This is a genomic window from Shinella sp. WSD5-1 (genome assembly GCF_963942435.1).
GTDB lineage: Bacteria > Pseudomonadota > Alphaproteobacteria > Rhizobiales > Rhizobiaceae > Shinella > Shinella yambaruensis.
Window position 1 is genome coordinate 2049600 of the sequence record NZ_OZ012596.1, and the last position, 21990, is coordinate 2071589.

Sequence of the window (21990 nt, forward strand, 5' to 3'; positions counted from 1 at the left end):
TTCCTGTCGGCACAATGACACCGCCGAAATGAGGGAACGGATATGAAACATCTTCTTGCTTCCACCTGCCTCGTCGCCGGCCTTCTGGCCATGACGGGCGCGGCACGCGCCGAATGCGGCGACGTGACCATTGCCAGCATGAACTGGCAGAGCGCCGAGGTTCTCGCCGCGCTCGACAAGTTCATCCTGACCGAAGGCTATGGCTGCAATGCCGAGGTCATCGTCGGCGACACGGTTCCGACCATCACCTCGATGATCGAGAAGGGCGCGCCGGACCTGGCGCCCGAAGGCTGGGTCGACCTCCTGCCGGACGTCGTCAACCGCGGCATCGAGGAAGGCAAGCTGATCGGCGCTGCCGTCGCCCTTTCCGACGCCGCCGTGCAGGGCTGGTGGATTCCGAAATACATCGCCGACGCCAACCCCGACATCAAGACGATCGACGACGCGCTGAAGCACCCCGAACTGTTCCCGGATCCGGAGGACAAGTCGAAGGGCGCCGTGCACAACGGCCCGCAGGGCTGGGGCGGCACGGTCGTGACCAGCCAGCTCTACAAGGCCTATGGCGGGGAAGCGGCGAACTTCACGCTGGTCGACACCGGCTCGGCCGCCGGCCTCGACGGCTCGATCGCGAAAGCCTACGAGCGCAAGGAAGGCTGGGTCGGCTACTACTGGGCGCCGACGGCCCTTCTCGGCAAGTACGAGATGGTGAAGCTCGAGCACGGCGTGCCCTATGACGCCGCCGAATGGAAGCGCTGCAACACGGTCGCCGATTGCCCGGACCCGAAGAAGAACGACTGGCCGAAGGACAAGGTCCAGACGCTGGTGACCAAGACCTTCTCCGACCGCGCCGGCGCCGACGTCATGGGCTATCTCAACAAACGCGCCTGGTCGAACGACACGGTCAACAAGCTGATGGCGTGGATGACCGACAACCAGGCGAGCGGCGACGATGGCGCCAAGCATTTCCTGGAGGAGAACGAAGCCCTCTGGAAGGAATGGGTCTCGCCGGAAGCGGCCGAGAAGATCAAGGCCGCGCTCTGACCGGTTGATCGAACCGGGCGGCGCGTCCTCGGGCGCGCCGCTCCATCTTCGTTTCATCACATGCCGCCGGCGCCTGTTCGGGCGGCATCTATCAGGGTTGGCTTGAAGACCGACGCAGATCGGTCGGAGCCGGAAGGGGATCGACATGGAATGGTTCACGAAATTTCCGACGATGGACGCGAATACCCTGCGCGATCTCAAGAAGACGATCGATGAGGGCTTCCGCACCTTCACCCGCGCCTATGGCGACGGCATCGAATCGATCTTCGAGCCGCTGCAGCACTTTCTGATCTGGTCCGAGCGTTTCATGACGCGCACGCCCTGGCCGATCATCCTGCTATTGATCGCGCTCGTCGCATGGTTCGCCAGCCGCAACTGGAAGATCGTCGCCGGCGCGGTCGGCACGCTGCTGGTCATCGGCTATTTCGACATGTGGGACGACACGATGAAGACGGTCTCGATGATCTTCGTCTGTACCGTGCTTTCCATCGTCATCGGCATCCCGATCGGCATCCTCATGTCGCGCTCGGACCGGGTGCAGAACGTCATCAACCCGGTCCTCGACGTCATGCAGACCATGCCGAGCTTCGTTTATCTCATCCCGGTCGTCATGCTGCTCGGCATCGGCAAGGTGCCGGGGCTCATCGCGGTGGTCATCTACGCCATCCCGCCGATGATTCGCCTGACCAATCTCGGCATCCGCCTCGTCGACAAGGATGTCCTGGAGGCGGCGGACGCCTTCGGTTCCTCGAGCTGGCAGAAGCTGAAGAACGTGCAGATGCCGCTGGCGCTGCCCACCATCATGGCCGGCATCAACCAGACGATCATGATGGCGCTCGCCATGGTGGTCATCGCCTCGATGATCGGCGTGCAGGGCCTCGGCCAGCCGGTGCTGAAGGCGATCTCCAACCAGTATTTCACGCTCGGCATCTTCAACGGCCTCGCCATCGTCGGCATCGCGATCATCTTCGACCGCGTCAGCCAGGCCTTCGGCAAGCGCCTGCAGAAGCACCGCGAGATTATTCACGGTTGATCGCACGCGCGATGTCGCAATATCCTGCGGCCCGGTGGCCGCAGGATTCTCCGGCCGGAACAGCGAGCGCCGGTCGATGCAAGGCAGCACCCTCGACTTCTACAACTCCCATGCGGCCGCCTATGCCGCGGACGGGAACAGGCCAAACCCGAAACTCTTCCCGTTCCTGCAGCGCTGCAAGGCCGGCGGCAGGATCCTCGAACTGGGCACCGGCGGCGGCGTCGATGCCGCGGCCATCCTTGCCGCGGGCTTTGCGCTGGATGCGACGGATGGATCGGCGGAACTCGCCGCCATCGCCTCGCGACGGCTCGGCCAGCCGGTCCGCACCATGCTGTTCCAGGAACTGGACGTGGAGGAGGCCTATGACGGGGTCTATGCCTGTGCATCCCTGACCCATGTCGCCCGCGACGAGCTTGCCGGCGTGATCGGCAAGGTGCACACGGCCCTCGTGAAAGGCGGCGTCGCCTGGGCCAGCTTCAAGGCGGGATCCGGCGAAAGCGCCGACGCCCTCGGCCGCCACTACAACTATCTTTCGGTAAAGGAACTGACGGCCTACTGGCGGGACAGCGGTCCGTGGGCTTCGCTGGAAGTGGAAAGCTGGAGCGGCGGTGCCTATGACCGCCGCCCCACCGACTGGATCGCCGTTACCGCGATCCGCTAGATGTCAGCGTTTCGGCGAGAGGACGCCGGTGGAGAGGGCGACGCCTGCCCCGACGACCAGCGCCGCCGTGATCTCCGCCGCGCCGAAGCTCTCGCCGAGGAACACCGCGCCGCCGAGCGTCGCCAGCACCGGCGTGATGGCGGTGAAGGCGGCGGCCTGGCTGCCGCCGAGCGTGCGGATGGCGGTGCCATAGGCGAAGGTGGCGATGAGGCCGGACAGGATGCCCTGGCTGGTGACCTGCAGCGCGAGGTCGGGCAGGGAAGCCTCGCCAAGATGCGTGCCGAAGAGCGCGGCCAGGACGAGATGGATCAGGAAGGACCAGACGGCGATGAGGGCCGCGCCCTCCAGGGCGGAAAGGCCCGAGCGGCGGAAGGCATGGGTGAAGCCGGCCCAGAGCACGGCGCCGAGCGGTAGCAGCAGGAAGCCGGTCATGGTCATGCCGCTCTTCTGCAGGCTGGCGGCAAGCAGGATGACGACGCCGGCGACGATGGCCGCAAGCCCGGCAAGCCGCATGCGATCCGGCCGTTCGCCGAACAGCGTGATGCCGATGAGGGCCGTCGCGAGCGGCATGGACCCGCCGAGCAGGATGCCGCCGGGCGCGGCGGGCGTGGTGTGCAGTGCCGCCGCCGTCATCTGGAAGAACAGGGCGCCGGCGCCCGCCACCATCACGACGACGAGCCTTGCCGGCACAGGATTCGGCAGCAGCCCGGTCCTTAGCCAGACCGGCGCGAGGAGGAGGGCGGGCACGCCGTAGCGGATGAGGCCGATATCGATCGTGCCGAGCGGGGTCGCCGCCGTGTGGCGCGTCGCGAGCACCCAGGTCGCCCAGATCAGGACCGTGACGACCGCGCCGGCATAACCGGCGACGAGGGGATTGGTCTTCCCCTCTGAAGAAAGCGAGACCATGGCCATGGCGATGTCCTTTCTGCGCTGTGGCTCAATTCATGGCCAGACTCTAGCGCCGAAGGCCGGGGCATGTCCTTGCGTGTTGTGCCTTCAGAAATGTAGGATGCGCACGATCATGCCGAAAACTATCGGAAAAGTTCTAGAATATGCCAAATCTTGATAAATTCGACATCGCTATCCTCAAGGTGCTGCAGGAGGATGCGCGCGCGACCAATGTGGAGATCGCCGAGCGGGTGAACCTGTCGCCGTCGCCCTGCCTGCGCCGCATCCGCAACCTGGAGAAATCCGGCGTGCTGCGCGGCTATCGCGCCGATATCGACCGCAAGGAGGTCGGCCTCGGCCTCACCGTCTTCGTGGAGATCAAGGTGGGGCAGCACAGCCGGGAGAATGCGGCCGCCCAGCAGCAGGCGCTGCTCGCCATTCCCGAAGTCGTCTCCTGCTTCCTCATTTCCGGCAATGCGGATTTTCTGGCGGAAGTGGTGGTGGAGGACCTGTCGGCCTATGAGACGCTGCTGACCGAAACCCTGCTCGCTTTGCCCGGCGTCACCGACATCCGCTCCAATTTCGCGATCCGCAGCATCAAGACGGGCGGCCCGCTGAAGCTGCCGACGCTGTGATACGGAAAACCGCCCCGACGAGCGGCGTCGGGGCGGTTGGGACGGCCGGAGAGGCAGGGCCGTCCAGGGCGTGCCCCCGGAGAGAGGGGGGCGCCGCCCGGCCTGTCGTCACTGCGCAGGGACGACAGGCGCTTTCGAGGATTTCCAGGCGACGACCATCAGCGCGCCGATGACGGTGATGTGCTCCATGACGACATGGAATTCGATCGTGCGCATCGGCTCCTGCATGGTCCAGAACGTGTGCGCGATCGGGATGGTGAGGGCGGTGAAGACGGCGAGCATGCCGGCGCCGAGCCAGGTCCAGCGGTTGGCGATGATCAGCACCGATCCGACGATCTGGGTGACGGCGGTGGCGATGTTGAAGAGGGCGGGGGGCTCCAGCCCGAAATGCGCCATTTCGGCGATGCCGGCGTTGAAATCGGCGAGTTTCGCGATGCCCGAGAGCCAGAACATCGAGGTGAGGGTCGTGCGGGCGAGGAAGCCGAAGGCGCGGCTGCCGGTGATGCTGTCGATAAGGGCGGACATGCAATGTCTCCAGGGGCGTTCATGGGCCTACGGAGTGTCTTTCGACCGTTCTCCGATTGCAACCCGCCGTTTCATTCGAGGCGTTCGGCGGGTTGCGATGACCTATGTCTACCAGAGTTCCGGCCCGACCCTGTCACCCTGGTAACAAGACGCACAAACGAAAGCGGCGCCCGAAGCGGGCGCCGCGCAGATCGTTTCCGGTCGTGGCGGATCACTCGGCCGGGCAGGCCGGCGTTGCCGCGCGCTCGGTCTTTTCAAGCGCCAGGGAGACGAGGAAGACCCCGAAGCCGACGACGGCGGTCGCCGCCCCCACGAAGCCCATCGCGCCGTAGCCGTAGCCGGCGCTGATCGCCATGCCGCCGAAGAGCGCGCCGAGCGCGTTGGCGACGTTGAAGGCGGAGTGGTTGAGCGCGGCGGCGAGGGTCTGCGCATCGCCGGCCACATCCATCAGCCGCGTCTGCAGCGCCGGGCCGACGACGAAGCTGCAGCCGATGAGGAAGCAGCAGATGCCGAGCAGGACCGGGTTCTCCGCCGTTAGCGACAGGCTGACCAGCACGAAGAAATAGAGCGCCAGCGACCAGCCGATGGTGCGCATCAGCGAGAGGTCGGCCAGCTTGGCGCCGAAAATGTTGCCGACGATCATGCCGCAGCCGAAGATCGCCATGATGACCGGCACCATGCCGACATGGAGCCCCGCGACCTCGGTGACGATCGGCGAGATATAGGAGAAGACCGCGAACATGCCGCAGAAGCCGCTCGCGGCGATGCCGAGCGTCAGCCAGACCTGCTTGCGCTTCAGCGCGCCGAGCTCGGTGAGCGCGTTGATGCCCTTCGGTGCCTTGTCGCGCGGCAGGAAGATGGCGATGAGCGCGACCGTCAGCAGGCCGGTGATGCCGACGGCGACGAACATGAACTGCCAGTCGAATACCTGGCCGAAGAAGGCGGCGAGCGGCGTGCCGATCAGCGTGGCGACGGTGAGCCCCAGCATGACCTTGCCGACCGCCTGCGTGCGCCTGTTGACCGGCACCATGGAGGCGGCGACGAGCGCGGCGACGCCGAAATAGGCGCCGTGCGGCAGGCCGGAAAGGAAACGGAAGAGGATGAAGCTCTCGAAGGTGGGCGCGACGGCGCTGGCAAGGTTGCCGGCGGCAAACAGGCCCATCAGCACGAGCAGCAGGTCGCGCCGGCGGAACCGCGCGCCGACGACGGCGATGACCGGCGCGCCGACCACCACGCCGAAGGCATAGGCGCTGATGACATAACCGGCCTCGGCCGTCGTCACGCCGAAGGTGGTGCCGACATCCGGCAGGAGGCCCATGATGGCGAATTCGCCGGTGCCGATGCCGAAGCTGCCGACGGCGAGCGCCAGGATGATGAGGGTGACGGTGAGCGCCGAAAGCGGCGGCTGCCCGGAGGAGAGGGCGGCATGGGGCAAGGCATGTTCGGACACGGGATGGCTCCGCAGGGATTGCCCAGGCGCGACAAACCGGTGACAGACCCTGCACGGGCGGCCACTCCTCCTGGCTGCTGATGCGGTATGGTCCGGCCGGAAGGGCCACGATGGGGAAGGTACAGTCCGGCCGGCATGCGTACTCCCGACGCAGGCGACCGGCCGGCAATATATCAGAGCCGGGCGTGCTGCCTACTGCGATTTTTCACCCGTCCCGCATTTGGCCGGGGCATGCGCGCTCACGAATTATTGCACCCTGTTGCGCGATCGCCTGTTAATCGCCGCTTTCTCGCTTATCTAATGGGATCCACAATCACCCATCAGGCGTTCTCGGCCAAGACGCGGAGTATGCGAATGAGAGTACAGGCGATATTCAACAGGGACGGGGGGACGTTCCGCACCACCGACATGGAGGCCTATGCGCGCCACGCGGAGAAGGTCTTCTACGAGGCGGGGCACCACCTCGACTGCGATATCGTCGAGGGGGCCGATATCGAGATGGCGCTGCGCCGCTGCTCGGACCGCACGGATCTCGACGCGATGCTGGCCGGCGGAGGCGACGGCACGGTTTCGGCCGCGGCCGGCCTTGCCTGGCAGAACAGGATGCCGCTCGGCATCATCCCGGCCGGCACCATGAACCTCTTTGCCCGCTCGCTGAACATCCCGCTCGACATCTGGCAGGCGATCGACGCGCTTGCGGACGGCGACATCGCGGCGGCCGACATCGGCACGGCGGACGACCGGGCCTTCGTGCACCAGTTCTCCGCCGGCCTGCACGCCCGCATGGTGCGCCTGCGAAACGCCATGACCTACCGCTCGCGCATGGGCAAGATCGCCGCCAACACCCGTGCTGCCGTCGGCGTCATATTCGACCCGCCGGAATTCGAGGTGCAGTTCACCGTCGATGGCGCCGAGGAGCACCGCAAGGTCTCCGCCATCAACGTCTCGAACAACCGCTTCGGCGAGAACGGCCTGCTCTATGCCGATGACCTCACCGGCGGCCATCTCGGCTTCTACACGACGAATCCGCTGAAGCCGGCGGGTGTCGCCAAGCTCGCCTTCGACATCCTGCGCGGCAAGCTGCGGGAGAATGCCGACGTCACCGAGATGACCGGCACCGCCGTCGACCTGCATTTCCCCAAGGTCGACCGGGCGATCAACTGCGTCATCGACGGCGAACTGCTGCCGATGGACCGTGACGTCTCGATCCGGCTGCATCCGGGCGAACTGAAGGTCATGGTGCCGAAGGTGCAGGCGAAGAACATGGCGACGACCGAGCCGGCCGCGGCGTGAGGCCGTGTCACGGGCTGCCCCTCACCCTAACCCTCTTCCCGCAAGCGGGGAGAGGGGACTTGCCTCATAAACGGGTATTGGCCGGGGAAACCGGCGCGGCATATCCCCTTCGCCCCGATTGCGGGGAGAAGGTGGCCGGCAGGCCGGATGAGGGGCTGGGTGCCGCTTTCGTCAAATCCGCGGCAGATAGGTCTGGTAGTCGAAATCCGAGACCGTGCGCAGGTAGACGATCGCCTCCTTGCGCTTCGTATCGCCGTAGAGCTTCTGGTATTCGGCGCCAAAGGCATCCCGGATGAAGGGTGAGGCTGAAAATTCCTCGACCGCCGTCAGGAAATCGTGCGTCAGGCGCTTGGCGTCCGGCGCGTCCTTGCCCGGCTCCGTCACGGGGCCTGGATCGAGATTCTCATCAAGGCCGAGCAGGATGCCGCCAAGGATGGCGGTCAAGAGCAGGTACGGGTTGACGTCGGCGCCCGCCACGCGATGCTCGACGCGCGCCGCCGGGCCGTCCTTGTCCGGAATGCGGATGGCGGTGCCGCGATGGCCGAACCCCCAGGTGAGGTCGACCGGCGCGAAGGAGCCGGGCTGGAAGCGCCGGTAGGAATTGGCGAAGGGCGCGAAGACGAGCTGCGCATCGCGCATCGTCTGCAGCATGCCGGCGCAGACGGATTTCAGCTTCGCCGGCTCGCCGCCCCTGGCGTCGAGGATGTTCTTGCCGTCCCGGTCGATGACGCTGCAATGCACATGCAGGCCGGAACCCGCCTGGTCGGCATAGGGCTTCGCCATGCAGGTGGATTTGAGGCCGAAGCGGCGCGCCGCCTGCTCGGCGATGCGCTTCAGGTAGATGCAGTCGTCCGCTGCGGCAAGCGCGTCCGGCCGGTGCAGGAGGTTGATCTCGAACTGGCCGGGGCCGAATTCCGCCGTCGTCGCATCGGCGGGCAGGTCCATGGCCTTGGCCCAGGCCCGCACCGTCTGGAGATAGTCGTCGAGCGCATCCGTCGCGCGCATGTCGTAGAGCTGGAAACCGTTCGGCTGGTCGCGGTACATCAGCGCCGCCGGCGGACGGGGCTTGCCGGTCACGCGAAAGTCGTCCTCCACCACGTAGAATTCCAGCTCCGTCGCGACGACGGGCGTCAAACCCCTGTCGTCGAAGCGCTTCAGCATGCGTGCAAGGATGGCGCGCGGGTCCATGAAGGAGGGCGAGCCGTCGAATTCGTGCATGGTGGCGAGCACCTGCCGGGAGCCTTCCGGGGCCCAGGGCATGGCCGTCAGCGAGCGGCGGTCGGGAATGCACACACCGTCCGGGTCGCCGACGGAAAGGGACAGGCCCGTGATGTCGTCATTGTCGTCGCCCCAGATGTCGAGCGACTGGGTGGAGGAGGGCAGGCGCACCGAACCGTCCCAGATCTTCTTCTCGCCTTCCGGCGGAACCTGCTTGCCGCGCAGGTCGCCATTCATGCCGACGAGGAGGATTTCGATACGGGGCGGGGTATTGGCGGGCGGCGAACCGGCTGCCTTAGTGTCGTTTGTCATGGTGCCTGCTTCGGTTTGGCGGGAAGCATGGACAAGAAATTTGCTTTCGCTCGATCTCTTGCCAAATGCCTGTTGTATGGGCATTTTCGTAACCCATTCTGTCCCGCCGTTCAATAAGGCGGGATCTACCCCCAAGGATGTAGTCAAATGTCGAACAGCAGTGCAGCAGCCGTTTCCAACCTCGGTGCCCTCGATGCCGCCCATCATCTTCATCCCTTCTCGGACATGAAGAAGCTGAACGCGGCCGGCACGCGCATCATCGAGCGCGGCGAAGGGTGCTACATCTTCGACAACCACGGCAAGCGCTATCTCGACGGCTTCGCCGGCCTCTGGTGCGTGAACATCGGCTATGGCCGCAAGGAGATCGCCGAGGCCGTCATGCGCCAGATGAACGAGCTGCCCTACTACAACACCTTCTTCGGCACGACGACGCCGCCGGCCGTGCTGCTCGCCCAGAAGATCACCTCCCATGCCGGGCCGAACATCAACCGCGTCTTCTTCACGGGCTCCGGCTCGGAGGCCAACGACACCTGGTTCCGCATGGCCCGCGTCTATTGGGGCGCCATGGGCAAGCCGACCAAGAAGGCGATCATCGCCCGCAAGAACGGCTATCACGGCTCCACCGTCGCCGGCGCCTCGCTCGGCGGCATGAAGTGGATGCACGAGCAGGGCGACCTGCCGATCGAGGGCATCCACCACATCGACCAGCCCTTCTGGTATGCCGAGGGCGGCGACCTCTCGCCGGAGGAATTCGGCCTGAAGATGGCCCGCCAGCTGGAGGAGAAGATCGACGAGCTCGGCGAGGACAATGTCGCCGCCTTCGTCGCCGAGCCGATCCAGGGCGCGGGCGGCGTCATCGTGCCGCCGGCCACCTACTGGCCGGAGATCGCCCGCATCTGCAAGGCGAAGAACATCCTGCTCGTCGCCGACGAGGTGATCTGCGGCTTCGGCCGCACCGGCCACTGGTTCGGCCACCAGCATTTCGGCGTGGAGCCTGACCTCGCGCCGATCGCCAAGGGCCTTTCCTCCGGATATCTGCCGATCGGCGGCGTCATGGTTTCCGACCGGGTCGGCAATGTGCTGGTGGAAGAAGTCGGCGATTTCAACCACGGCTTCACCTATTCCGGCCACCCGGTCTGCGCCGCCGCGGCGCTGGAGAACCTGCGCATCATCGAGGACGAAAAGCTCGTCGAGCGCGTGCACGACGACATCGGCCCTTACCTCGCCGCCGGCCTCAAATCGCTGGAAGACCTGCCGATCGTCGGCGAGGTGCAGCAGGTCGGCCTGATGGCCGCGGTCCAGCTCGCCGAGGACAAATCGAGCCGCAAGCGCTTCGAGGACAAGGAAAAGGCCGGCGTTACCGTGCGCAACCATTGCCTGGAAAACGGCCTTGTGCTGCGCGCCACCGGCGACCGCATGCTCTTCTCCCCGCCGCTCGTCATCAGCCATGCGGAAGTCGACCAGATGGTGGACATCACCCGCAAGGGGCTGGAACATGCGTGGAAGGTGATGACGGCCTGATAAGGTTTTAAGCGATTCGAAGGCCGAGATGCTCGGCCATCGGATTAAAATCGCGATCGGCATGGAGCAGGCTGTGGCCATGCTCCATGCAATAGGTGCCGATAATGAGGTCGGCCGTCTTGCGGATGGTGATGCCTTTTGAACGCAGTTTGCGATAATTGCTCGCGGCTTTGACGGCTATCTCCGGAGAGAGCATGGGCACGACCGTGTACCGCGCCAGTCTCTTCTGAATGTTTGCGGCATGTCGGTCGTTCTCTGCTCCCCGGAGAACCTCCAGAAGAATGATGTCACCCATGATGACATCGGAACCGGTAGACAAGATTTTGAGTCGCGCGGTTTCGGGCGTCAAGATTCCACGGATAGCCGCAATCCAGACCGAGCTATCGGCAATGATCATTGTGCCGCGTCTTTACCGAAGTCCTCATCAGGGTCGATATCGGTTCGCATCGCGTCGAGGTCGCCTTCCCACCCGATTCCCCACAACTCATCAAAAGCTTGCCGTCGGTAGCCATTTTCAACGAATTGGCGAAGCGCGAGTTCGACGGTCGCTTTTTTTGTCGGTAGGCCTGACAGCTCCATCGCCTTTGCGATTAAGTCGTCATCAAGATCGATGTTCGTACGCATGGTGGCCTCGTGTGTATAAAGACGAGTGATTATACACCAGGGCACGATCGCTCACAACGTCACTGAAATGCCGTCTCGAAGAAGCTCCTGAGCTTGCGTGAATGCAGCTTCTCCGTCGGCATGCCGGCGAGCTTTTCCAGCGCCCGGATCCCGATCCGCAGATGCTGGTTCACCTGCGTCCGGTAAAACGCCGTCGCCATGCCCGGCAGCTTCAATTCGCCGTGCAGCGGCTTGTCGGAAACGCACAGCAGCGTGCCATAGGGCACGCGGAAGCGGAAGCCGTTGGCGGCGATGGTGGCCGATTCCATGTCGAGCGCGATGGCGCGGGACTGGGAGAGGCGTTTGACGGGGCCGCGCTGGTCGCGCAGTTCCCAGTTGCGGTTGTCGATCGTCGCCACGGTGCCGGTGCGCATGATGCGCTTGAGGTCATAACCTTCGAGGCCCGTCACCTCCTCGACGGCGCTTTCCAGCGCCACCTGCACCTCGGCGAGCGCCGGGATCGGCACCCAGACCGGCAGGTCGTCGTCGAGCACGTGGTCCTCGCGCACATAGGCATGGGCGAGCACGTAGTCGCCGAGCGTCTGGCTGTTCCTGAGGCCCGCGCAATGGCCGAGCATCAGCCAGGCATGCGGACGCAGCACGGCGATATGGTCGGTGATCGTCTTGGCGTTGGAGGGGCCGACGCCGATATTGACCAGCGTGATGCCGCCATGGCCCTTCTTCTTGATGTGGTAGGCCGGCATCTGCGGCAGGCGGGCGAGCGTCAGGTCGGTCTCCGGCATGTCGGCGCCGGCGGGCGTGATGATGTTGCCGGGCTCGACGAAGGCCGTATAGCCGTTGCCCCCCTCGGCCATCTGCAGGCGCGCCCAGGCGCAGAATTCGTCGACATAGAACTGGTAGTTCGTGAAGAGCACGAAATTCTGGAAATGGTTGGCGCTCGTCGCCGTGTAGTGGCTGAGGCGGGCGAGCGAATAATCGATGCGCTGCGCGGTGAAGGGCGCGAGCGGCGAGGGTTCGCCAGGGCCGGGCTCATAGGCGCCGTTGGCGATCTCGTCGTCGGTGGTGGTGAGGTCCGGCGCATCGAAGAGATCGCGCAGCGGAAGCTCGATGCCCTCGGCGATCTCCGCCTCCACATAGGCGCCTTCGCCGAAGGCGAAGTGCAGCGGGATCGGGGTCGTCGATTCCGAGACGATGACACGAACGCCGTGGTTGCGCATCAAAAGGCCGAGCTGTTCCTTGAGATAGTGCCGGAAGAGTTTCGGCCGCGTGATGGTGGTCGTGTAGACGCCGGGCGAGGCGACGTAACCGTAGGACAGGCGGGAATCGACATGGCCGAAGCTGGTCGTCTCGATGGAGACCTGGGGGTAGCAGGCGCGGAAGCGCTTGTCCGGCGTGCCGTTCCTGCCGAGCGAAACGAAAGCGTCGGTCAGGAAGGTCGTGTTGCGGTCGTAGAGGGCCTGCAGGGCATCGACGGCGGCCGTGGAATCCTCGAAGGATTGCGGCTCGTAGGGCTCGGGTGTCGCGAAGGAAAGAGGCTTGGGGGAGAAGATTCGTTTGCTCATGAATCACTATAGGTGTTGTTTTTTGACAAGCAAACGACAAGTTCGGCGCGCCCGCAAGCCCCGGGACCAATCGCCCTTCAGCCGAGGCCGGCCCGGGCTGAAGGGCGATTGGCCCTAGCGCGGGGCCGCGAGGACGACGCCGGCACCGACGAGCGCCAGCGCCGCGCCGGCCACGTCGAAGCGGTCGGGGCGAAGCCCTTCGGCAAACCAGAGCCAGAGGAGGGAGGCGGCGATATAGACCCCGCCATAGGCCGCATAGGCCCGCCCGGCAAAGGCGCTGTCGACCTGCGCCAGCAGCCAGCCGAAAAGCGCGAGTGAGGCCATGCCGGGAACAAGCCACAGGATGGACTTGTCGAGCCGCCACCAGGCCCAGAAGGCAAAGCACCCGGCGATCTCGGCAAGGGCCGCGAGGGAAAAGACAAGGAGGGATTTCATCCGCGGCTCCGGGCTCAGGCATGTCGACTTGCGCCTGCCCGTTTCGGATCGGTGACGACGGGAAAGGGAAAGCGCTGGCCTGACCCGTTTAGCACGGATGGCGGGAGGGCAAAGCGTATTCTCAGCTCATCGACTGGCGCTGGAGCGTGACGAAGAGGACGAGGCCCGCCCCCTGCTTCTCGATGCCGAGGCCGCCGGCATTGCTCCAGGCGAGCGCACCGACCGGGGCGATCATCATCGCCGAGAGGGCGAGGATGCGCATGGCGGTGGCGCAGGTATGGGCAAGGGCGGTCGTCATCTCGGCGTGTCCAGGTGTCTTGGAAGAAGTGTCAGAGCGAGGCGCGGCACATGTCCGGCGTCGCGCAGGCGACGAACTTGCCGGTCGTGTTGTGCGTGCTGCGGCGGTAGTCGGTCTCGACGGCGGCGGCGAGCATGATCGCGAAAATGGCCATCAGCAGGGTGATGATCGTCAGACGGCGTGCGAGGATGTCCATGGTGTCGTCCCTCATTGACATGTTTCAGTGTGACCCTTGTCGCATTGCGGGACTGAACGCTCCCTGAGAGGCCGGTTCATCTCCCGTTCAGGAAAGCTGTGATCGGGCTTCGGGAGGGCGTTGAGCGGGGGCAGGCGGGCATGCCGGGAGCGGCCCTGATCGGGCGGGGGATTGGCCAGCCCGGGCGGCTGTGAGCCCGGCATGCGGCCGGGGAGCCGGTACTTTCATGTGGAGATGCAGATTGGCCCGGGCAAGGGCAAGCAGGCCCTGACGGCGTGCTGAAAGTCGCGCGGACAGCCGAATGCCGGCGCCCGGGCGCCGGCCGGTTTCCTCAATCCTTGCGGTTCAAAGCCGCGACCAGGTCTGCGACTTGCAGAGCACCTTCAGGACGCAGCCCTTCATCTTCAGCGAATTGCCGCTCACCGAGCCGGAGCCGCTATAGGTCTTGTCGGCCGCCGGATCGGTGATCGAACCGGTATAGTCCGCGCCGGCGCCCTCCAGCTTGCCGATGCGCTTGCCGGCGAATTTCCCGGTTTTCAGCGTGATGCAGAAGCTGCCGCCGCATTTGGCGATCGCCGCGGTCTCGCCGCTGGCGGTCTTCCAGGTGCCTTCGATCGGCTCGGCGGCAAGGGCCGCGCCCGGGACGATGAACAGGGCGGCGGCGATCCATGTCTTCAGGTTCATTCTCTTCCTCCTCCAGAATGCGCGCCGACAATATCTTACGCGAACGTAAAGGTAAATATGCGCGGAGAATGGATCTGCTTGCGTTTTTCCGGCGTCGGCGACCCGAAGAATTGCATTGCGGAAAAACCCGACCGGTTTGCGTGGTTAGCGAAAGGTTGAAATCGCCGGTTGAACAATCGGTAAATTTTGAAGCGAATGCGGCGGTTTCCAGCGCCTCTGATGTTTAACGAAAACCCAATTTTACCAAGCGTTTGGACTTTGTTTGTCTCAAATTAAGCATGCATTTTAAGCGCATTTTGAAAGGTCCGCGGCATAGTGGAGCCATAAGACGAGCAGGGAAAACCCGCCGGCAAAACTCCGAAGGAAGACCAAGGCCGCTGAAGACGGCAGGCGCCCTAGGAGGCCCGAAAGGGCAGGTAAAACAGGACAATACGAGCAGAAAACCAGGTAGACAGGGACAATCGAAATGGCACGCTTTGACTTTCAGAACACCGAAACGGCCGCCATGACGGGCGGCGAGAACCGCGCCGAGATCTTCTGCGACATGGGCCTCATGTATGCCACCGGCCGCGGCTGCGCCGTCGACGTGGTGCAGGCGCACAAATGGCTCAACATCGCCGCCATCAAGGGTTGCGAACGCGCCGCGGAGCTGCGCGCCGACCTTGCCGCGACGATGACGAAGACGGACCTCGCCCTGGCGCTGCGTGCAGCGCGCGAGTGGATGACGGTTCATTGATGGGCGAATAGCGAATGGGGAGTAGCGAATAGGGAAGCGTAAAGAAGACCGTGGAGACGGCAATGCCCCCAATTCGCTATTCACTACTCGCTATTCGCTTCAAAACCAGCGGCAATGCCTCCTCCAGCAACGCCATATCGTCATCCGGCCCGACGCTGATGCGAATGCATCGGTTGAGGGGGGCGATGCCCGGCATGCGGATGAAGACGCCATGTTCCATCAGGCCATCGACAATGGCGCGGGCGTGGGTGCCGTCCCGGCCGCAATCGATGGTGACGAAATTGGTGGCGGAGGCGAGGGGAGCAAGGCCGTTGGACCGCGCGATCTGCGAGATGCGCTCGCGGGCGGCGCCGATACGGGCGATGACGTCCGCAAGATAGGCCTGGTCCTTCAGCGCGGCGAGCGCCGCCTGGACCGAGATCCGGGCCATGCCGAAATGATTTCGGATCTTGTCGAAGGCCTGCGCATTGCCGAGCGTACCGATCGCATAGCCGATCCGCGCGCCGGCAAGGCCGTAGGCCTTCGAGAAGGTGCGCATGCGCAGGATGTTCGGCTGGCCGATCAGCGCGCCGATCGGGGGAATGGTGCCCGCCGGCGCCGTCTCGCCATAGGCCTCGTCGAGAATGAGCAGCGTCGTTTCCGGCAGTGCCCGCGCGAAAGAGACGACGCTGTCGGCATCCCACCAGCTCCCCATCGGATTGTCCGGATTGGCGAAATAGACGAGCGGCGCATTCTCCCGCCGCACGGCGTCGAGAAGGCCGTCGAGGTCCTCCCGGTCCTTGACATAGGGCACGGTGACGAGCCGGCCGCCGAACCCGTTCACATGGTAGTTGAAGGTCGGATAGCCGCCGAGCGAGGTGACGACCGGCGTGCCCGGCTCGATGACCAGCCGCGCGATTTCGCCGAGCAGCCCGTCGATGCCGCCGCCGATGGCGATGTTGTCGCGCGAAATGCCGTGATGAAGGGCAAGCGCCTCCCGAAGGTCGAAATTCTCCGGATCGGCATACATCCAGGTCGTGCCGGCGGCAGCGCTGATCGCCGCCAGGACGGACGGCGCCGGGCCGAAGCCGCTCTCGTTCGCGCCGATGCGGGCGCGCACGGCAAGGCCGCGGTTGCGCTCGATGGCTTCCGGCCCGACGAAGGGCACCGTTGCGGGCAGGGACTGGGCGAGGGCGGTGAAGCGGGAAAATGCGGACATGGGGCCTGCCTGGGATCGATCGACACGGATGCGGGACGCCGCCGCGGCCGATGCGCCGGGAAGGCGCGGCGCCGGAATCGGTTCCCGGCGGGCAGCCTAGCCAATAATGTCGTGACGCGAAACGATCAGTTGGTGGCCGAGCCGACGCCGCCCTTCTCGATGCCCACCATGTAGCGCCGTTCCGGCTGTTTGAGGCGGCCGGTGATGCCGCCGGTGAAATAATCGGACCGTACGATCATGCGCAGGAGCTCCTCGTCGATCTCCTTGATGAACTGAACGCCGATACGGTTGTCGTTGCGGTAGACCTCCGCACAGCCGATGCGCGAGGCGACGCCGACGATGGAGAGGTAATAGTGCAGCGGCAGGCCGATCGTCGTGCCGACGGTGAAACTCGCGCCGCCGAGCGATATGTCGATCAGCTTGCAGTGGCGCGTCTTGGGCGCCATCAGGTCGAAACCGACGGTCATCAGCATGCCCTGCCGGTTGACAGCGAACCGCTCCCATTTCCGTTCGTAGAGGCCCGCGCCGGAGCGCTTCTTGGCGTCGTCACTCATTGCCGCTTTCTCCCAAAGGGGACGTCATGTCCGACAGAGACGGGCAGAGTGTCGCAGGCGAGTATTTTGTTTCATTAAAACAAATGCTTAAAAGTTTAGACGTTCGATCTTCCGCAAGAGGCGCCGCTCAGGCGTCGTGGTCCTGGGGCGCGCGGCCGAGCACGAGGTCGAGGAAGTCGGTGTCGAGGAACATGTTGAAGCGCACCACCAGCTCCTCGCCGTCGCGCTTGAACTCCGTGCAGGGGATCTCGTCGCGGATGCCGTGGATCTCCAGGTAGAAGTTTTCTGGCAGGGTCAGCGTCTTGTTGATGGAGAGCACCGCGCCGGCGCTGGAAATGCTGCGGATGAGGCAGGTGTAGCGCATCGCCGTGCTGAGATGGTGGCCGATCGGCGTGACGAAGCCCGGCCTGTCGATGCGATACTGGACGAAACTGCGCTTGGGGTGGCGCAGGCGAAGCTGGTCGTGGACGTGTTTGAGGGGCATGGCTCCCTCCCGCTCCTGTGGCTCGCTGCCGATTGTATCGAAACGGGATGGAGGAAAGGTGAAGGCGGCCGCTCGCATTTGAACGAGCGGCCGCCGGATGGGTAAAGGGCTGCGGCTTACTGGAAGGCCTGGAGGCCCGTCTGGGCGCGGCCGAGGATGAGGGCGTGGATGTCGTGCGTGCCCTCGTAGGTGTTGACCGCCTCCAGGTTCATGACGTGGCGGATGACGCCGTATTCGTCGGACACGCCGTTGCCGCCATGCATGTCGCGCGAGACGCGGGCGATGTCGAGCGCCTTGCCGCAATTGTTGCGCTTCATCAGCGAGATGAGCTCGGCCGGGGCGCGGTGCTCGTCGAAGAGGCGGCCGAGGCGCAGCGCCCCCTGCAGGCCGAGGGCGATCTCGGTCTCCATGTCGGCGAGCTTCTTCTGGATGAGCTGCGTGGCGGCGAGCGGCCGGCCGAACTGCTTGCGGTCGAGCGTATACTGGCGGGCGGCATGCCAGCAGAACTCGGCGGCGCCCATGGCGCCCCAGGCGATGCCGTAGCGGGCGCGGTTGAGGCAGCCGAAGGGACCGGCAAGGCCGGCGACCTCGGGCAGCAGGTTCTCCTCGGGCACGAAGACGTCCTGCATCATGATCATGCCCGTCACCGAGGCGCGCAGCGAGAACTTGCCCTCGATCTTCGGCGTCTCGAAGCCCTTCATGCCGCGTTCCAGCACGAAGCCCTTGATCTTGTTGTCATGCGCGTCGGATTTCGCCCAGACGACGGCGACGTCGGCGATCGGCGAATTGGTGATCCAGTTCTTGGCGCCGGAGATGAGATAGCCGCCGTCGACCTTCTTCGCGCGAGTGATCATGGAGGAGGGGTCCGAACCGTGGTCGGGCTCGGTGAGGCCGAAGCAGCCGACCCATTCGCCGGAGGCAAGCTTCGGCAGGTACTTCTTGCGGGTCTCTTCCGTGCCGTAGGCGAAGATCGGGTGCATCACGAGCGAGGACTGTACGGACATGGCCGAGCGGTAGCCCGAATCGACGCGCTCGACTTCGCGGGCGACGAGGCCGTAGGAGACGTAGTTGGCGCCGACGCCGCCATATTCCTCCGGGATCGTCGGGCCGAGCAGGCCGAGTTCGCCCATCTCGCTCATGATCTCGCGGTGGAAGATCTCGTGGCGGTTGGCCTCGGTGACGCGCGCTGCGAGCTTGTCCTGGCAATAGGCGCGGGCCGTGTCGCGGATCATGCGCTCTTCGTCGGTGAGCTGGTCTTCCAGGAGGAAGGGGTCTGCCCAGTCGAAGGGCGCCATCTTGGCGCGGGCCTGCTGCGGGGTGGCGCTGTGATGCTCGCTCATGGATGTCCTCCTGTCGCGGTTTTGTCGTTGCAGAAGTGCTACATCAGCTTGCCCCTCTCCGAAAGGTCGGGAACGAACCGGATCGGCAAACGCTTTGGCTATTTATGAATGCCCTCATGAGCCTGGAGAATGAGCCGTCCCCCGCATTTTTCCCGTTCCGCCTTGATCCTGCCCCGCCTGATGAGCAAATAACCTGACGATGAGCAATTCCACGAAAGAGAGGCCAAGCATGCGGGACCGCTTCAAGCGATCGGTCGAGCGGCTGCTGCCGACCGAAGCGCGGCTGGGAGACCTGTTCTGGCCGTTTCACCGCAACCCCGAGCGCAAGGCGCCTGCCGCCCGCCGCCGCCCGCCCGGCGCCTCCCGGCTTGCCGAAGTCACCGGCTTCGGCAGCAATCCGGGCTGCTTGCTGATGTTCGAGCATATTCCGGAGGACCTTCCGGCCGGACGGCCGCTCGTTCTGGTGCTGCACGGCTGCCGGCAGGATGCCGAAAGCTACGATCGCGCGGCCGGCTGGGCATCGCTGGCGGAAGAGCGCGGCTTTTCGGTCATCTATGCCCAGCAGCGCGAGGCGAACAATCCGCGGCGCTGTTTCACCTGGTTCCGGCCGAGCGAGGTGACGCGCGACCGCGGCGAGCTGATGTCGATCCGCCAGATGGTGGCCTATGCGGCCGGGCGGGCGGCAAGCGATCCGGAGCGCGTCTTCATCACCGGCCTTTCGGCGGGCGGCGCGATGACGGCGGCGATGCTTGCCAACTATCCCGAGCTCTTTGCCGGCGGCGCGATCATCGCCGGCCTGCCCTTCGGCGCCGCGCGCGACGCCACCCGCGCCTTCGACGCGATGGGCGAGGCGCCGGAAAGGAGCCCGCGCGAATGGAGCGAGCTGGTGCGCACCGTCTCCCCACGCATCTCGCGCAAGCCGGCCATCTCCATCTGGCACGGCACGGCGGATGAAACCGTCGCCCTGTCGAACGGCCTCGCCCTGGTCGAGCAATGGCGCGACCTCTATCGCCTGCCGAAGGAGGCCTTCGTGGAAAAGCGCATGAAGGGCCGCCGCACGCGCATCTGGCCGGACAAGGAAGGAAGGCCTCTCGTCACCTTCCACGAGATCGACGGCATGGGCCACGGCACGCCGGTGGAACGCGGCGAGGGCGGCGGTTACGCCGCCGCGACCGAGCCCTTCATGCTGGAGGCCGGCTTTTCCTCGACGCTGGAGATCGCCAGGGCCTGGGGCCTGACGCGCAGGTGGAAGCGGTAGCCGTCACCACGCTGGGCCGCTTCACCACCTCTCCTCCGTCGTGGTCGGGCTTGACCCGACCATCCACGCCCCGAGAGAGGATGGCCATTGGGTAAAGCGGGTTTATGCGTGAGGGACTTCCTCAGGCGAGCAGCCACTCGTGCTCCTTGGCGTTGTGGAACTTCCACACCCGCTTCGGCCCGGCCATCACGTTGAGATAATAGAGGTCGTAGCCGTGGATGGTGGCGCAGGGGTGGTAGCCCTTCGGCACCAGCGTCACGTCGCCGTCCTCCACCGCCATCGCCTCGTCGAGCGAGCGGTCGTCCGTATAGACGCGCTGGAAGGCGAAGCCCTGCGGCGGGTTGAGGCGGTGGTAGTAGGTCTCCTCCAGGAAGCTTTCGTGCGGAAGGTTGTCCTGGTCGTGCTTGTGCGAGGGGTAGGAGGAGGTGTTGCCGCTCGGCGTGATCACCTCCACGACGAGCAGCGAATGGGCCGAATTGTCGTCTTCCGGCATGATGTTGTGGACATGCCGGACATTCGAGCCCTTGCCGCGGCTGACCTTCGGATGCGTGCCCGGCGGAATGGCCTTGGCTCTGTAGTCGCCGCCGCCCGGCGCCGAGCAGACGGCGAGTTCCAGGTCCGTCTCCGCCGTCACCGACCAGTTGGAATCGGCCGGGATGTAGAGCGCGTGCGGGGCGCCGTCGAAGGGGCTCATGCGCTCGCCGAGGATGCCGAAATCCTCGCCCGCCGCCGTCGCCTTGCCCTTGCCGGAGATCCACACGAGGCAGACCTCGCGGCTTCCCGTCTCGGCTGCCAGGATCTCGCCCGGCTTCATGCGGTGCAGGTCGAAGCCGACATAGGTCCAGCCGGCGCTTTCCGGCGTCACATGGCTGACGCGGCCATGGTTGCCTTCGGGTTTGATGATGAGGGTCGACATGGGCTTTTTCCTTTCAGTCGGCATCGGGGGAAGGGTTATCCTTTCGGAAACCCTTCCGTCTCCACGGTATAGCCCGCCGCCGTCATGACGCGCATCAATTCCGCATGCCCGACCTCGGCCATCTTCTGCGGCGGCGCCTTGCGCGGGTCCTGCTCGGCCTCGACGACGAACCAGCCTTCATAGCCATGATCGGCGAGACGTTTGACGATGGCGCCGAAATCGAGCGAGCCGTCGCCCGGAACGGTGAAGGCGCCGAGCGCCACGGCGTCGAGGAAGGACTGTTTCGTACGGTCGAGCCCGTCCACCACGGACCGGCGGATGTCCTTGACGTGGACGTGGTTGATGCGGGCGTGGTGGTTGTCGATGGCGCGCAGCACGTCGCCGCCGGCAAAGGCGAGATGGCCGGCATCGAGCAGCAGCGGAATGCCTTCGCCCGAATTCTTCATGAAGGCGTCGAGCTCCGGTTCGGTCTCGACGACGGCGGCCATGTGATGGTGGTAGGAAAGCGGCATGCCCTCACCGGCGCACCATTCGCCGAATTCGGTGAGGCGGCGGCCATAGGCCTTCATCTCGTCGTCGGAAAGGCGCGGCTTGGTGGCGAGCGGCCTGGAGCGGTCGCCCTGGATGGAGCGGCCGACTTCGCCATAGACGATGCAGGGTGCGTTGACCGCCTTGAACAGCTCGATCATCGGGAGGATGCGGTCCTTGTTGACCGCAAGCTCCTCGTCGACCAGCGTGCCGGAGAACCAGCCGCCGCACAGCGTCACGTCGGCCGCGCGCAGGATGGGCAGCATGACCGCCGGATCCTCGGGGAAGCGGCGGCCCTTTTCCATGCCGGTGAAGCCGGCGATGCGGGATTGCCGCAGGCATTCTTCCAGGGATACGTCGTCGCTGAGCTCCGGAAGGTCGTCGTTCCACCACGCGATGGGCGACATGCCGAGTTTGGCTTTCATCGAAAAATCTCCTTGGAAAGAAGGGCTAAATATTTGGTTGCGATACCCCCCTCTGCCCTGCCGGGCATCTCCCCCTCAAGGGGGGAGATTTGGATGGGGTAACCGTTTCGCCGATCATTGACGTCTAAGTTTGAGCGATGCTTCTCCCCTTGCCGATCTCCCCCCTTGAGGGGGA

Annotated in this window: 25 protein-coding genes; 8 read left to right on the plus strand and 17 right to left on the minus strand. The window is 65.0% G+C overall.

Translation table 11 applies throughout. From position 1 onward, the window contains the following. Positions 1 to 42 precede the first annotated feature (42 nt). From AABQ55_RS09965 to AABQ55_RS09975, 3 genes are all read left to right on the plus strand, one after another. Positions 43 to 1041 (plus strand): ABC transporter substrate-binding protein, encoded by a 999-nt coding sequence (locus AABQ55_RS09965; protein WP_244769991.1) that lies wholly within the window; start codon positions 43 to 45, stop codon positions 1039 to 1041. Between the two features lie 145 nt (positions 1042 to 1186). Then, complete coding sequence (locus AABQ55_RS09970) at positions 1187 to 2074, plus strand: ABC transporter permease (RefSeq protein ID WP_244769992.1); 888 nt, start codon at positions 1187 to 1189, stop codon at positions 2072 to 2074. 76 nt (positions 2075 to 2150) lie between these two features. Beyond that, positions 2151 to 2735 (plus strand): class I SAM-dependent methyltransferase, encoded by a 585-nt coding sequence (locus AABQ55_RS09975; RefSeq protein WP_272804907.1) that lies wholly within the window; start codon positions 2151 to 2153, stop codon positions 2733 to 2735. A gap of 3 nt (positions 2736 to 2738) precedes the next feature. Here AABQ55_RS09975 and AABQ55_RS09980 read toward each other — a convergent pair whose 3' ends face one another. Further along, positions 2739 to 3647, minus strand: a complete 909-nt coding sequence (locus AABQ55_RS09980; protein WP_272804908.1) for a DMT family transporter — start codon at positions 3645 to 3647, stop codon at positions 2739 to 2741. 140 nt (positions 3648 to 3787) lie between these two features. Here AABQ55_RS09980 and AABQ55_RS09985 point away from each other — a divergent pair, with 140 nt between their 5' ends. Beyond that, complete coding sequence (locus tag AABQ55_RS09985; protein ID WP_244769995.1) at positions 3788 to 4258, plus strand: Lrp/AsnC family transcriptional regulator; 471 nt, start codon at positions 3788 to 3790, stop codon at positions 4256 to 4258. 108 nt (positions 4259 to 4366) lie between these two features. Here AABQ55_RS09985 and AABQ55_RS09990 read toward each other — a convergent pair whose 3' ends face one another. Together AABQ55_RS09990 and AABQ55_RS09995 are read right to left on the minus strand one after the other, a co-directional pair. After that, positions 4367 to 4783: a DoxX family protein gene (locus tag AABQ55_RS09990; RefSeq protein WP_272804909.1), complete on the minus strand. Its 417-nt coding sequence runs from the start codon at positions 4781 to 4783 to the stop codon at positions 4367 to 4369. A 211-nt stretch (positions 4784 to 4994) separates the two neighbouring features. Next, the gene (locus AABQ55_RS09995) at positions 4995 to 6233 is read right to left on the minus strand and encodes an MFS transporter (protein ID WP_244769997.1); all 1239 of its coding nucleotides are present in this window, start codon (positions 6231 to 6233) and stop codon (positions 4995 to 4997) included. Between the two features lie 354 nt (positions 6234 to 6587). Between AABQ55_RS09995 and AABQ55_RS10000 the strand changes: the two genes are divergently transcribed. Beyond that, the gene (locus AABQ55_RS10000; RefSeq protein ID WP_244769998.1) at positions 6588 to 7526 is read left to right on the plus strand and encodes a diacylglycerol/lipid kinase family protein; all 939 of its coding nucleotides are present in this window, start codon (positions 6588 to 6590) and stop codon (positions 7524 to 7526) included. Positions 7527 to 7697: 171 nt separating this feature from the next. Here the strand turns inward: AABQ55_RS10000 and AABQ55_RS10005 are convergent, their stop codons facing one another. Continuing rightward, entirely contained in the window at positions 7698 to 9056 is a 1359-nt protein-coding gene (locus tag AABQ55_RS10005; protein WP_244769999.1) for a glutamine synthetase family protein, read from the minus strand. Positions 9057 to 9203: 147 nt separating this feature from the next. Between AABQ55_RS10005 and AABQ55_RS10010 the strand changes: the two genes are divergently transcribed. After that, positions 9204 to 10577 (plus strand): aspartate aminotransferase family protein, encoded by a 1374-nt coding sequence (locus tag AABQ55_RS10010; RefSeq protein ID WP_272804910.1) that lies wholly within the window; start codon positions 9204 to 9206, stop codon positions 10575 to 10577. A gap of 7 nt (positions 10578 to 10584) precedes the next feature. On the opposite strand, the gene vapC is transcribed toward AABQ55_RS10010, so the two are convergent. The 7 genes from vapC to AABQ55_RS10045 form a co-directional block, all read right to left on the minus strand. Beyond that, positions 10585 to 10974, minus strand: a complete 390-nt coding sequence (gene vapC, locus AABQ55_RS10015; protein WP_272804911.1) for a type II toxin-antitoxin system VapC family toxin — start codon at positions 10972 to 10974, stop codon at positions 10585 to 10587. Continuing rightward, positions 10971 to 11201 carry a type II toxin-antitoxin system VapB family antitoxin gene (locus tag AABQ55_RS10020; protein WP_272804912.1) on the minus strand — a complete coding sequence of 77 codons (231 nt, stop codon included), beginning with the start codon at positions 11199 to 11201 and terminating at the stop codon, positions 10971 to 10973. Before AABQ55_RS10020 ends, vapC begins: the two co-directional genes overlap by 4 nt. A 59-nt stretch (positions 11202 to 11260) precedes the next feature. Then, positions 11261 to 12763, minus strand: coding sequence for an AMP nucleosidase (locus tag AABQ55_RS10025; protein ID WP_244770003.1), 1503 nt, complete (start codon positions 12761 to 12763; stop codon positions 11261 to 11263). A gap of 114 nt (positions 12764 to 12877) precedes the next feature. Then, positions 12878 to 13198 carry a YnfA family protein gene (locus AABQ55_RS10030; protein WP_244770004.1) on the minus strand — a complete coding sequence of 107 codons (321 nt, stop codon included), beginning with the start codon at positions 13196 to 13198 and terminating at the stop codon, positions 12878 to 12880. 121 nt (positions 13199 to 13319) lie between these two features. Continuing rightward, on the minus strand, positions 13320 to 13496 hold the full coding sequence (locus tag AABQ55_RS10035; protein ID WP_244770005.1) for a hypothetical protein: 177 nt from the start codon (positions 13494 to 13496) through the stop codon (positions 13320 to 13322). Between the two features lie 31 nt (positions 13497 to 13527). Beyond that, positions 13528 to 13692 (minus strand): hypothetical protein, encoded by a 165-nt coding sequence (locus AABQ55_RS10040; protein ID WP_244770006.1) that lies wholly within the window; start codon positions 13690 to 13692, stop codon positions 13528 to 13530. Positions 13693 to 14037: 345 nt separating this feature from the next. Continuing rightward, the gene (locus tag AABQ55_RS10045) at positions 14038 to 14376 is read right to left on the minus strand and encodes a DUF2147 domain-containing protein (RefSeq protein ID WP_272804913.1); all 339 of its coding nucleotides are present in this window, start codon (positions 14374 to 14376) and stop codon (positions 14038 to 14040) included. A 466-nt stretch (positions 14377 to 14842) separates the two neighbouring features. Here AABQ55_RS10045 and AABQ55_RS10050 point away from each other — a divergent pair, with 466 nt between their 5' ends. Next, positions 14843 to 15112 carry an SEL1-like repeat protein gene (locus AABQ55_RS10050; RefSeq protein ID WP_024270734.1) on the plus strand — a complete coding sequence of 90 codons (270 nt, stop codon included), beginning with the start codon at positions 14843 to 14845 and terminating at the stop codon, positions 15110 to 15112. 76 nt (positions 15113 to 15188) lie between these two features. Here AABQ55_RS10050 and AABQ55_RS10055 read toward each other — a convergent pair whose 3' ends face one another. The 4 genes from AABQ55_RS10055 to AABQ55_RS10070 form a co-directional block, all read right to left on the minus strand. Further along, complete coding sequence (locus AABQ55_RS10055) at positions 15189 to 16310, minus strand: pyridoxal phosphate-dependent aminotransferase (RefSeq protein WP_272804914.1); 1122 nt, start codon at positions 16308 to 16310, stop codon at positions 15189 to 15191. Between the two features lie 125 nt (positions 16311 to 16435). Beyond that, positions 16436 to 16864, minus strand: coding sequence for a PilZ domain-containing protein (locus AABQ55_RS10060; protein ID WP_272804915.1), 429 nt, complete (start codon positions 16862 to 16864; stop codon positions 16436 to 16438). Positions 16865 to 16991: 127 nt separating this feature from the next. Next, entirely contained in the window at positions 16992 to 17348 is a 357-nt protein-coding gene (locus AABQ55_RS10065) for a hypothetical protein (protein WP_272804916.1), read from the minus strand. Between the two features lie 116 nt (positions 17349 to 17464). Continuing rightward, complete coding sequence (locus AABQ55_RS10070) at positions 17465 to 18688, minus strand: acyl-CoA dehydrogenase (protein ID WP_244770011.1); 1224 nt, start codon at positions 18686 to 18688, stop codon at positions 17465 to 17467. Positions 18689 to 18917: 229 nt separating this feature from the next. Here AABQ55_RS10070 and AABQ55_RS10075 point away from each other — a divergent pair, with 229 nt between their 5' ends. After that, complete coding sequence (locus AABQ55_RS10075; protein ID WP_272804917.1) at positions 18918 to 19946, plus strand: extracellular catalytic domain type 1 short-chain-length polyhydroxyalkanoate depolymerase; 1029 nt, start codon at positions 18918 to 18920, stop codon at positions 19944 to 19946. Between the two features lie 121 nt (positions 19947 to 20067). Here AABQ55_RS10075 and iolB read toward each other — a convergent pair whose 3' ends face one another. Both iolB and iolE read right to left on the minus strand, forming a co-directional pair. Further along, positions 20068 to 20862, minus strand: a complete 795-nt coding sequence (iolB, locus tag AABQ55_RS10080; protein WP_272804918.1) for a 5-deoxy-glucuronate isomerase — start codon at positions 20860 to 20862, stop codon at positions 20068 to 20070. 35 nt (positions 20863 to 20897) lie between these two features. Continuing rightward, a complete protein-coding gene (gene iolE, locus AABQ55_RS10085; protein WP_272804919.1) occupies positions 20898 to 21815 on the minus strand; it encodes a myo-inosose-2 dehydratase in 918 nt (305 codons plus the stop codon). Between the last annotated feature and the right edge of the window lie 175 nt (positions 21816 to 21990).